9 protein-coding genes and 2 tRNA genes are annotated in these 11690 nt (G+C 34.8%); 1 reads left to right on the top strand and 10 read right to left on the bottom strand.

Annotated features, from left to right (window positions below):
* Positions 1–6: 6 nt before the first annotated feature.
* From yycF to PYW31_RS00095, 5 genes are all read right to left on the bottom strand, one after another.
* Complete coding sequence (gene yycF / locus PYW31_RS00115; RefSeq protein WP_046837657.1) at positions 7–708, bottom strand: response regulator YycF; 702 nt, start codon at positions 706–708, stop codon at positions 7–9.
* 336 nt (positions 709–1044) lie between these two features.
* Positions 1045–2451: a DHA2 family efflux MFS transporter permease subunit gene (locus tag PYW31_RS00110; protein ID WP_046837658.1), complete on the bottom strand. Its 1407-nt coding sequence runs from the start codon at positions 2449–2451 to the stop codon at positions 1045–1047.
* A gap of 442 nt (positions 2452–2893) precedes the next feature.
* Entirely contained in the window at positions 2894–3355 is a 462-nt protein-coding gene (locus PYW31_RS00105) for a MarR family winged helix-turn-helix transcriptional regulator (RefSeq protein WP_046837659.1), read from the bottom strand.
* Between the two features lie 153 nt (positions 3356–3508).
* Positions 3509–3581, bottom strand: a tRNA-Asp gene (locus PYW31_RS00100).
* A 7-nt stretch (positions 3582–3588) separates the two neighbouring features.
* Positions 3589–3663, bottom strand: a tRNA-Glu gene (locus PYW31_RS00095).
* Between the two features lie 331 nt (positions 3664–3994).
* On the opposite strand from PYW31_RS00095, the gene PYW31_RS00090 reads away from it, so the two are divergent.
* A complete protein-coding gene (locus PYW31_RS00090) occupies positions 3995–5203 on the top strand; it encodes a macrolide family glycosyltransferase (RefSeq protein ID WP_046837660.1) in 1209 nt (402 codons plus the stop codon).
* A 104-nt stretch (positions 5204–5307) separates the two neighbouring features.
* Here PYW31_RS00090 and PYW31_RS00085 read toward each other — a convergent pair whose 3' ends face one another.
* The 5 genes from PYW31_RS00085 to PYW31_RS00065 all read right to left on the bottom strand — a co-directional run bounded on the left by PYW31_RS00085 (position 5308) and on the right by PYW31_RS00065 (position 11652).
* Entirely contained in the window at positions 5308–6597 is a 1290-nt protein-coding gene (locus tag PYW31_RS00085) for an adenylosuccinate synthase (protein WP_046837661.1), read from the bottom strand.
* 289 nt (positions 6598–6886) lie between these two features.
* A complete protein-coding gene (gene dnaB / locus PYW31_RS00080; protein ID WP_046837662.1) occupies positions 6887–8284 on the bottom strand; it encodes a replicative DNA helicase in 1398 nt (465 codons plus the stop codon).
* 31 nt (positions 8285–8315) lie between these two features.
* On the bottom strand, positions 8316–8762 hold the full coding sequence (rplI, locus tag PYW31_RS00075) for a 50S ribosomal protein L9 (RefSeq protein ID WP_046837663.1): 447 nt from the start codon (positions 8760–8762) through the stop codon (positions 8316–8318).
* Positions 8759–10726: a DHH family phosphoesterase gene (locus PYW31_RS00070; protein ID WP_046837664.1), complete on the bottom strand. Its 1968-nt coding sequence runs from the start codon at positions 10724–10726 to the stop codon at positions 8759–8761. Before PYW31_RS00070 ends, rplI begins: the two co-directional genes overlap by 4 nt.
* Before the next feature lie 14 nt (positions 10727–10740).
* Complete coding sequence (locus PYW31_RS00065; protein WP_046837665.1) at positions 10741–11652, bottom strand: DUF2232 domain-containing protein; 912 nt, start codon at positions 11650–11652, stop codon at positions 10741–10743.
* Between the last annotated feature and the right edge of the window lie 38 nt (positions 11653–11690).

Raw genomic sequence — 11690 nt, 5'->3', positions numbered from 1 at the left:
TGCCCTTTATTCGTGTTGTTGGAGGAAATATCCAACACCACGACGTGTCACAATATATTCAGGATGAGATGGATCGTCCTCAATTTTTTCACGTAAGCGTCGAATTGTTACATCTACAGTACGCACATCACCAAAATAGTCATAACCCCAAACGGTTTGTAATAAGTGTTCACGTGTCATTACTTGGCCCATATGTTTAGACAAATAATGGAACAACTCGAATTCACGGTGTGTTAATTCTATGTCATCACCACGTTTTTTAATTGAATAAGCGTCGGGATATATTACGATATCTTTAATAGAAATTTCATTAGAAGCATCGTTTACTTCCTGTGCAGGTTGTGAATAGTGACGACGTAAGTTTGCCTTTACACGTGCAATTAATTCGCGTGTGCTAAACGGTTTCGTTACATAGTCATCTGCACCAAGTTCAAGGCCTAATACTTTATCAATTTCTGAATCTTTCGCAGTTAACATGATAATTGGCATTTCATATTTTTTACGTACTTCACGACATACTTCCATGCCATCACGGCCAGGTAACATGATGTCTAGTAACACGATGTCTGGCTCTTCATCATATATTAAATCTACTGCGTCATTACCATCATAAGCACAGAATACTTCATAACCTTCTTTTTTTAAGTTGAATTCTAAAATATCAGCAATTGGTTTTTCATCATCGACTACAACAACTTTTCTAGCCATATTTATAAACCTCATTTCTTTATTGTAGTACTTTTTATTTAAGCATCTACATACACATTTCCTTATTATCTAATTTACCATTTATGCAGTGCTAATTCTATTGTTGTAAATAAAAAGTTATATTTGTAGATTGTATAATAATACCATGTCTTTACACACTTCGTAACTAAAGTGATGTTTCACATATGTATTAATTGTATAAATTTTTCAATCTATTTACGAAATAATTGCTTGTAACTTTTTTAAAATAAAAAAAGATACATTTAAGTTTCATTATTTATCTTTAAAATGAATACTTATCTGTATCTTTTTCTATATTATTTTTAATGATTTAAATTATATTGCTTTAGGCTTTTTCACAAAGCATGCACAAATCAATCCAATTATTGCTAAACCAATAATGAAATAAAAGACATATTGTACACTGTGGGCGATTGCCACTTCATTAGTCGTGTGTGCATGGCCTTTCATAAACATGTTCATACTCGCCGTGTAAAGCGTTATGGATAGCGCAGTACTTGCAGAGCCACCAACTTGGATTAACGTCGTAATCGTCGCTGAGCCGTCAGCATATAGGGCACGTGGTAGCTGATTTAACGCATTCGTTTGTGCTGGCATCATAACAAGTGATATGCCTGCAAATAGAATCATGAAGGTAAGGATGATTGCCCACACCGGTGTAGAAGCAGAAATAATGACTGCAAATATGATAGCCGCTACTAAGATACACAAGAAGCCTATGATTCCAAAGTATCTTGCACCAAAGCGATCAAATAAAGATCCTATCACTGGTGATAATACTAAATTGACTGCATTGCCTGGTAATAATATCAAACCAGCAATAACGGCGCTATAAAGTAATGCACCTTTTAAATATAATGGTAATAAAATACCCGTTGATAAAACGCATAAAATAGTAACAAATACCATGACTGCACCAAGTACAAACATTGGATATTTAAATACATTCAAATTAAGCATAGGTGATTCTAATTTAAATTGACGTATAATAAATGTTACTAAACTCACAATACCTATCGCTAAAGGCAACCAAACGATGACATTTGTCACTGCTGCTTCTGCCATAGTACTTAATGCAAACACTAATCCTGCAAAAGCAATGGTTGATAAAAAGATAGAGATAATATCAATTTTAGGTCTTGTAATTTCGCCTACATTTTCAACTCTCCAAAAAGCTAAGATTAATACCACAATATATAGCATTGCGCTAATCCAAAATATAAAATGCCAACTTAATGCTGAAATAATAATTCCAGATAAAGTGGGACCAAGCGCCGGCCCGGCCGTTATCACGAGACCCATAATGCCCATGATAGCGCCACGTTTTTCTACTGGGAAGATGAACATTAATACTGTCATCATAATAGGTAACAACATACCTGTTCCTAATGCTTGAATAATACGTCCGAATAATAATACGCCGAAGTTTGGAGCAACAGCACCTATTAATACACCTGCTAAAGATAACAATATTCCTGTGATGACGAGAGACTTCGTATTAAACCATTTGATTAAATAAGACGATGCAGGCACTAAACATGCCATCACAAGTAAATATCCTGTTGTTAACCATTGCACCGTTGCCGCTGGTACTTGAAAGTCCTGCATAATATCTGTTAACGCCATATTCAATGCTGTTTCACTAAATAGACCCATAAAACCACTAATCATTAATACAAATGCGTACATTTTTGGGTTTTTTACTATTACTTGTTGTGTCATTTGCTATACTCCTTTGTTAATGACGAAATGAAGTATAAGTATAATTGAAAGATATTAAGTAAGTTATTCTTGAAATAAAATATTAATAACTCATAAATTGCTGTTTATTGGCAGGCCATTTTACTACAATGATCTTTAAAATTATTTATCACTTATTCCTGTATTTCAATTCACATATTTGTCTTTTTTATCTTACCTATCTGTATTATTAGAACAGTAAATATTAAAAGTCAGTACCACTCATATAGTCATTAAGTAAAGTACTTACTAGGTACTATCTAACTGTCTAAAAATAATATGCACTAAAAAGACGACTTACTTACTTTAGCAAAAACCTCTAAATATTGTCAACTAGGTTGACAATATTTAAGGCGAAAAATTTGAGCGTTTGTTTCTCTCTAAAAAGATAAGTATTAAACCAACGCTCTATATCAATGAAACGCTATATTTCATTTTTATTCTTAAATTCAGTCAGATGCCAATCTTGTTGTAAGATTGTTTTAAATATTTGAAATTGTTCTTTACCTATAATTGATTCAATATGTTGTTCCAAAGTTTGTTTACATGAAATGTAACTGTCAAAGCACGCGCTGCCATAAGAAGTCAATGTTACGCATTTTTCTTTTTTATTATTTGTCATGCTATCAATGATAACCAATTCTTTTTTTTCAAGTTGCTTAACAGATTTATGAATAGCTTGTCTTGTTAAATTAACCTTATGTGCAATTTCTGAAAATGTTAAAGTTTGGTTGTATATCATCGCCATGATGTACCATTCAGAGCTATTCACGTTTATATCGTTTATTTGATTGGTTTTAGACTCTACTATGTTTCTCATAGTCCCATGTCTCTCACTTAAGGTATCTATTACATCTAACGCTTTTAAGTCCACATTTTCAAACATTGTTACACTCCTTAACTTCATTTCTATCATTTTAACGCTTTTTATTTCAATTTCATAAAAAAAGCATTACACACATATAATTTCCACAATCAGGCCCTTCAAGCATTGCAAAACTAGGCATAAAAAAATGCCCATCCTATTGGATGGGCAATACGGTCTCGACGGGAATCGAACCCGCGATCTCCTGCGTGACAGGCAGGCGTGTTAACCGCTACACTACGAGACCTAAAAAATGGTGACTCCTACGGGACTCGAACCCGTGTTACCGCCGTGAAAGGGCGGTGTCTTAACCGCTTGACCAAGGAGCCTGTCTTAAGCACAAGATAAATTATATCAACTCTCGCTAGGGATGACAAGCTATTTTTTAAATTTTATTAGTATAATTTTCCTTATAAATTGTATAAAGTGAGAAAAAAGGTGGTTTATAGCAGAAAATAACATCTTTTCGAACTTTAAATCTTCTTAAAAACATCTATTTTTGCAATTATAATAAACGCTTCTCATTTTCTTCTTTATCTTAATCCTTAATTAATACAAAACAATTTATAATACAAATAAAAACTATTAATATTTAAATCTTTTTTGTTTACAAAGATATTTGATAAACTTATCTAATAACACATTTTAGGAGGAAGACAATTGGCAAAAGTATTATTTATTAATCCAGGACCATCAGGGCATCTCAACCCAGCTGTAGCAGTCAGCAAGACATTAGTAGAACGTGGCGAAGATGTTGTGTTTTATGCTAACGATCATTATAAAGAAAAATTAAGTGGTACAGGCGTAGAACTGCGTATAATCCCTTCAGAACCTATCGTGGAGGCTTTTACTACATATGGTATGAATCATCTCTTTAATGTCATTAATGGCCTTTTAAAAACAACAGACATTATATTGCCACAAATATTAGAAGACGTACAACATGAACATTATGATTATCTCATCCATGATTCTATGTTTGGTTGCGGCCACTTAGTGTCACAAAAATTAAATATCCCTACTATATCGACCGTTACATCGTTTAACCAAACCACACAAATGTTTGATGATTTTACGAAAAATTTAGCAACAACGCTTACTCAAGATGAAGTTGATAACGCAAATGCAGCGTTTGATGAATTGAAGCAACACGTTGAATATACATATAACGTCGATGTTCCTTCTCGCTTTGAAGTTATGAATAACCCAGGTGATTTAAACCTATCTTATGTCATGGAAAAATTTCAAATAGACTATGCTTCTTTTGACTCAGAGCGCAATTACTTTGCAGGTCCTTCAGTGATCCAGCCACAACCGTCTGGTTTTATGGATGAAATTGATCGTTCTCGTCCTATCATTTATATTTCTCTAGGAACTATTTTCAATCAAAATATTGCCTTTTTCAATAAATGTTTTAAAGCATTGAAAGATTTAAATGTAACTGTAGTTGTTTCCATAGGAAATGAAAATCGTTTAGAAGATTTTGAAGACATTCCAGATAATTTTATAATTAAAGCATATGTCCCTCAAACCGAACTCTTACAATATACTTCATTATTCTTAACTCACGCAGGGATGAACAGTACAAATGAATCTATGATGATGGGTGTTCCGATGCTTGCATTTCCACAGAGTGCCGATCAACCAGTTGTCGCTCAACAAATTGAAGACTTAAATTTAGGACAACAATTAAATGCAGAAACGATGACACCTGAAATATTAAAGCAAACTGTATTAGACATGTTAGGCAATTTGGAATATTACCAACACAATATAGACCAAATTAGAGATACTGAAACAAATCAGCGTCCAGGTTATGAATTGGCCGTAGATCGCATACTCGCATTTCGCGACCAAAATTGTAAGTAATTCATACAATTTAAGATAAACAAAAATACCTTGTAGATGCGCCAATATTGGCAACAGCTACAAGGTATTTTTTTGAGTATCCTAACATGCTAAATTTATGTGATTTATACTTCCCATAAATTTTCTAATAAGTTTGTTTGATTACGGTCTGGACCTACTGAGAAGATTGAAATCTTCACATCACATAACTCAGAAATACGTTCTAAATAGTTACGTGCATTATCAGGTAACTCTTCTAAAGTGCGACAACTTGTAACATCCTCAGTCCAACCTGGTAATGTTTCAAAGATTGGTTTACAGCGTTGTAAGTCTTTTAAGTTTGCAGGGTATTCAGTGATTTCTTTACCATCTAATTCATATGCAGTACAAATCTTCACATTTTCAAGACCTGTTAATACATCGATAGAATTGATAGATAAATCTGTAATACCACTTGCACGACGTGAGTGACGTAATACAACTGAGTCAAACCAACCTACACGGCGTGGACGTCCTGTAGTTGTACCATATTCACGACCAACTTCACGGATATGATGACCATCTTCGTCAAATAGTTCTGTTGGGAATGGGCCATCACCAACACGAGATGTATATGCCTTACATACGCCAATCACTTTTGACACGAACGTTGGACCTACACCGCCACCTACAGTAACATTACCTGCAACTGGGTTACTTGATGTAACGAAAGGATATGTACCATGATCGATATCTAACATAACGCCTTGAGCGCCTTCGAATAATACTTTTTCATCTGCAACAAATGCATCATCTAATACTTTAGCTGTGTCTGTAACGAATGATGCTAAACGTTGACCTGCAGCATAATATGTTTCAAAAATTTCATCAAATGACGGGCACGTTTTACCAAACATACCTTTGAAATAAGCTTCTTTATGTTCAATATTTTGTTTTAATAGTTTTTCGAATGTTTCTTTGTCTAATAAATCAGCCATACGAATACCGATACGTTGTGCTTTATCTACATAAGCTGGACCGATGCCTTTTTTCGTTGTACCGATTTTATTATCTCCGCGGCGTTCTTCTTCATATTCATCTTGTTTTAAGTGATAAGGTAAAATAACTTGAGCGCGATTAGAAATACGTAAATTATCTGTTGAAATACCTCTTTCATTTAAACCGTCTAACTCTTTTAATAATGCGACTGGATCTACAACTACACCATTTCCGATAACTGCTAATTTTTCTTTATAGAAAATACCAGATGGTACTAAGTGTAATTTATATGTTTCTCCACCAAATTTAATTGTGTGGCCTGCATTGTTACCGCCTGAAAAACGTGCAATAACATCTGCTTGTTCTGCTAAGAAATCCGTAATTTTACCTTTACCTTCGTCTCCCCATTGTGTCCCAACGACTACGATTGATGACATATGAGCACCTCCAAGTTTTTCTCAATTAACCATTTCGTATTCTACCAATACAAAAGGCATAATGCAAACAAAAATCGAACATTGATTTTTTATCATTTTACAACTTTTTGAAATTCTTAAAAACTACACAAACACGCTATAGACCTAGTCATACCAACCTTTTACCTTTAATTATCATAAGATTACGATACATACTTCCATTGAAATAAACGAACTGAATGCAAACAAAAACCGTACAATAAAACATATTTAAGTATTATTGTACGGTAAAATTATTTTTTATCTTTTTTTATCCCATCTCTGCATGAGCATAATCTATATCGGTAAATTTATTGTATTGTTTCATAAAGTGTAACTTCACTGTGCCGGTTGGGCCGTTACGCTGTTTGGCGATTATAATTTCAATCTCACCATTATCGTCATTTGTTTGAGGTTCATAATTTGAATCATCATCTTCTTCGTCTTCGCCACGATTATAATAATCATCACGATATAAGAAGGCAACGATATCCGCATCTTGCTCAATAGAACCCGATTCACGAATATCACTCATCATTGGTCGTTTATCCTGACGTTGTTCTACGCCACGAGATAGCTGACTCAATGCAATAACTGGACATTCTAATTCTCTGGCTATCGCTTTTAACGTACGAGAAATCTCAGAAACTTCTTGTTGGCGGTTATCTGAAAAGCGTGATCCACTACCAGAAATTAACTGCAGATAGTCAATTACGATCATATCTAACCCATGCTCTTGCTTTAAGCGTCGACACTTCGAACGAATATCCGTAATACGAATACCTGGCGTATCATCGATAAATATCTTTGTTCGTGATAATTTACCTACTGCTATTGTAAAACGGTTCCAGTCTTCTTCTGTCATCATCCCCGTTCTCAAACGGTTGGAATCGACATTACCCGAACTACAAATCATACGTGTTGCTAACTGATCGGCGCCCATCTCAAGTGAGAAGATGCCTACAGAGAAATGATCTTCATGTGTGGCTACTTTTTGCGCAATATTAAGTGCGAAGGCAGTCTTACCTACAGAAGGTCTGGCTGCTAAAATAATTAAATCATTACGGTTGAACCCAGCTGTCATCTGGTCTAAATCTCTATAACCAGTAGGTATTCCAGGTGTTTGACCACTATTTTGATCTAATAACTCTGCGTTTTCATATACGTCACCAAGCACATCACGAATATCCTTAAAACCGTCACTTTCACGTGTCGATGATAATTCTAATATACGTCGTTCTGCATCATTAAGTATCGTATCAAGTTCCAGTTCATCATTGTAACCATCATTTGCAATGCTATCAGCAGTTTGAATTAATTGACGCTTAGTTGCGTGTTTAAAAACAATCTCTGTATAGTACTGGATATTACGCGTTGTTGGTACATTGCTAGATAACTCAGCAAGATATTGTGGTCCACCCGCTTCATTCAATCGTCCTTCTTGTGACAACTGATCCATGATTGTTACCACGTCAATATCTTTATTGTCTTCGTTGAGATTCATCATAGCTCTAAAGATGTGTTGATGTGCGCCTCTATAAAAGGACTCAGGAAGTAAGACTTCCTGAGTTGTGTTAATCAATTCTGGATCTATGATAATGGCACCTAAGACAGATTGTTCAGCCTCATTGCTATGTGGCATTTGATTTTGTTCATACATTCCATCCATTACGATTACACCTCATATACTCAATCCGTTATTATTGTTCCACTGTGTGCACACGAATTGTACCTTCAACTTCTTTGTCTAGTTTAACTGGTACATTTGTATAACCCAATGCATGGATACCGTTTGGTAAATCCATTTTACGTTTGTCAATTTTAATATTGTGTTGCTCTTGTAATGCTTGTGCGATTTGTTTTGTACTTACTGAACCAAATAATTTGCCGCCTTCACCTGTTTTAGCAGATACTTCGACTTCGATATTGCTGAGTTGTTCTTTTAATTTTTTGGCATCATCAATTTCTTGTTGACGTTCTGCTTCTGCAGCTTTATTTTTTCTTTCTAATTGTTTTAGATTGCCAGGTGTTGCTTCTACAGCATAGTTATTTTTTAACAGGAAATTATTTGCATAACCCACTGGTACATCTTTAACTTCGCCTTTTTTGCCTTTACCTTTTACATCTTGTGTAAATATTACTTTCATGAATTTTCACTCCTACTCATTTGTTCTGTGATTGCTTCTTGTAATTGCTCAATCGCTTCATCGACAGTCACATCTTTTAGTTGTGTGGCTGCGTTAGTCAAGTGGCCACCACCACCTAGCGCTTCCATTGTTAATTGTACATTAACAGCACCCAGTGATCGTGCAGACATACCTACGACATTATCTTCACGTCTAGCAATTACGTATGATGCTTCTACACCATCTAAACTTAACAGTTCATCAGCTGCCTGTGCAACTGTAACAGGATGATAGATTTTTTCGTCTGAACCATAAGCGATTGCAACACCATGCTCTTGCAATTTCACGGTTTGAATTAACTCAGTACGATTAATGTAAGTATCGATATCATCTTTTAAGAAATGTTGGGTCAAAATAGTATCTGCACCATGCGCACGTAAATAACTCGCAGCATCGAACGTTCTCGAACCAGTACGTAGAGTAAAGTTACGTGTATCGACAATAATACCTGCAAACATTACAGTCGATTCTAGTCGTGTCAGTCGTTGTTCTGTTGGCTGATATTCTAAAAGTTCTGTTACAAGTTCTGCTGTGGAACTCGCGTATGGTTCCATATAAATTAACAATGGACTAGAAATGAAACTTTCACCACGTCTATGGTGATCAATAACGACTTTACGATTAGCTTTATTTAAAATATTTTCATCAATAACCATTTCTGGTTTATGCGTATCGACAATAACTAAAGTTGTCTTAGACGTCATAATATCCCACGCTTCATCTGAAGTAATGAATCGATCTTTCAACTCGGGTTTTTCATTCACCGCTTCCATGACTCTGCGTAACGTTGGATCTATGTCTGATTCATTCAATACGATGTAAGCATCTAAATTATTCATCATTGCAAAACGTGATACACCAATTGCAGCACCTATCGCATCTAAGTCAGGACGTGTATGGCCCATAATGATAACTTTGTCGCCTTCCATCAAGATATCTTTTAAAGCATGTGAAATCACTCGTGCTCTTACACGGGTACGTTTTTCCATAGGATCAGTCTTACCGCCGTAGAAACGGACGTTCCCATTCATATGCTTAATCGCAACTTGGTCACCACCGCGACCGAGTGCTAAATCTAGACCTGATTGAGAAAGTTCTCCAAGGTCAATTAAGTCCTCTGAACCTTCTCCGACACCGATACTTAACGTTAATTGCGCACGGTAACCTACACTTTTTTCTCGTAATTGTCCCAAAATACTAAAGTTAGATGCCTCAATTTCATTTAAAATACGCTGATTTAAATAAGCAACAAATTGATCAGAACTATAACGTTTAAAGTACACATTATATTCTGTGGCCCATCTACTAATGACACGCGTTACCATAGAGTTAATCTCTGAACGCTGTGTATCATTCATATTTTGAGTAATTTCATCATAATTATCTAAGAAAAGTGTTGCAATAATCGGTTTAGATTCTTCATACAATTCATGTGTTTGGACTTCTTCAGTTATATCGAAGAAATACAATACATGTTCGTTTTCTGAATAACGCACACGATAATGGTAATCATTTTCTTGAATTTCAATTTCTTGCGTTTTTTCTAATTGTTTTAAGATATTAGGATATACTTCATTAACTGGATCGGAAATCACATTACGAGTTAAACGTTCCGACATAAATTGGTTCATCCACTCTATGTTTTCATTCTCATCTAGAATGATCATTCCAATAGGTAAATTCTTAATCGTTATGTTATTGCCTGCTGAAATTTTCCCACCTAGATTATTTACATAGTTGTCTAATTTCTGTAAAGCTTGCCTTACCATAAATGCTGTCCCGATAATTACAAACACTAATACAACCGTTGCAATACCTGCAATCAATTGATTAAATATAAACCATACAACGACAAGTGCAATTGCTGTTAGTGCCATAATAATAAATGGTAAAACCAAAGCTTTTTTAGTGGATTGACGGTTCATTCTTCCACCTCAAATCATTTTTTAATGATACTTTTTAGATTAACACATAAATCTATAACACCCAGCAAACTTACAATGTGTGTGACTGGCATCAATATTGTCCCTATCACCATCAATACAATTGTAAGTGCAGGTGGCATGGATTTTGCTTTACCAAAAAAGTGAATAACACTTAATCCCTGAATATACATACATAATGATAACACAATTTCTAAATTTAATACGGTACTTTGGAATGTACCCGGTTGGGCGGCAAACATAACACAAAGCAATACAATTATATAAATAAATAATAATGAACGCTTCATTTGCCATGCATATAATGGTTTGAATATTGGTGTAGCAATCTTGAATTTACGTAAAATTGGAAAAGTGATAATTAAATTGATTAATACGAGTAGAAATACTGCAAAAATTACATAACTCGGTAGTTGCACTGAAACTTGACGGAAGCCTTCTGCAAGCATTTGTTTATAGTCTGCGCTTGCTCCAGATTCTGAAATAAGATGATACAATTGTTGTTTCACTGGCTTCATAATTGTTGTTGCTTTTGGTAATTTATCAGATACTTGTAAGACCATAACTGCAACTAATGAGACTATACTGATATATGTAGTTGTAATATAAAGTATACGCTCTTTAGACGTACGTTCTTTTAATAATTGGCCTACAACGAAACTCAAGACGAGTACGAGGACCATGATAGTTAATACAAAAATATTACCCAATAAAGTTGTTAAAATAACTGTAATAACCGCTGTTATGCCAAATGTTTCTAAAGATTTATGCCATAAGATAATGCCCGGTATTGTTGCAAAGAGACTTAATACCAGTCCAAGCGGTGGTAATATATGTAAAGCTAAAGCGACTATGATTAGTGCTAATGTACCAAGGATAGCTGCCTTAGGATATATTTTTGAAAACAAATTCGCCACTCCCATACTATTTTTGACTATAACTTCTA

The sequence above is a fragment of the Staphylococcus succinus genome, assembly GCF_029024945.1.
GTDB lineage: Bacteria > Bacillota > Bacilli > Staphylococcales > Staphylococcaceae > Staphylococcus > Staphylococcus succinus.
Note: the sequence above shows the minus strand (reverse complement) of the source record. Positions and strands in the feature narration are given on the sequence as shown.

What these genes read in the sequence shown, in the direction of transcription:
- yycF (WP_046837657.1), bottom strand. Translation starts at nt 708, where the DNA reads ATGGCTAGAAAAGTTGTTGTAGTCGATGATGAAAAACCAATTGCTGAT.
- PYW31_RS00110 (WP_046837658.1), bottom strand. Translation starts at nt 2,451, where the DNA reads ATGACACAACAAGTAATAGTAAAAAACCCAAAAATGTACGCATTTGTA.
- PYW31_RS00105 (WP_046837659.1), bottom strand. Translation starts at nt 3,355, where the DNA reads ATGTTTGAAAATGTGGACTTAAAAGCGTTAGATGTAATAGATACCTTA.
- PYW31_RS00085 (WP_046837661.1), bottom strand. Translation starts at nt 6,597, where the DNA reads ATGTCATCAATCGTAGTCGTTGGGACACAATGGGGAGACGAAGGTAAA.
- dnaB (WP_046837662.1), bottom strand. Translation starts at nt 8,284, where the DNA reads ATGGATGGAATGTATGAACAAAATCAAATGCCACATAGCAATGAGGCT.
- rplI (WP_046837663.1), bottom strand. Translation starts at nt 8,762, where the DNA reads ATGAAAGTAATATTTACACAAGATGTAAAAGGTAAAGGCAAAAAAGGC.
- PYW31_RS00070 (WP_046837664.1), bottom strand. Translation starts at nt 10,726, where the DNA reads ATGAACCGTCAATCCACTAAAAAAGCTTTGGTTTTACCATTTATTATT.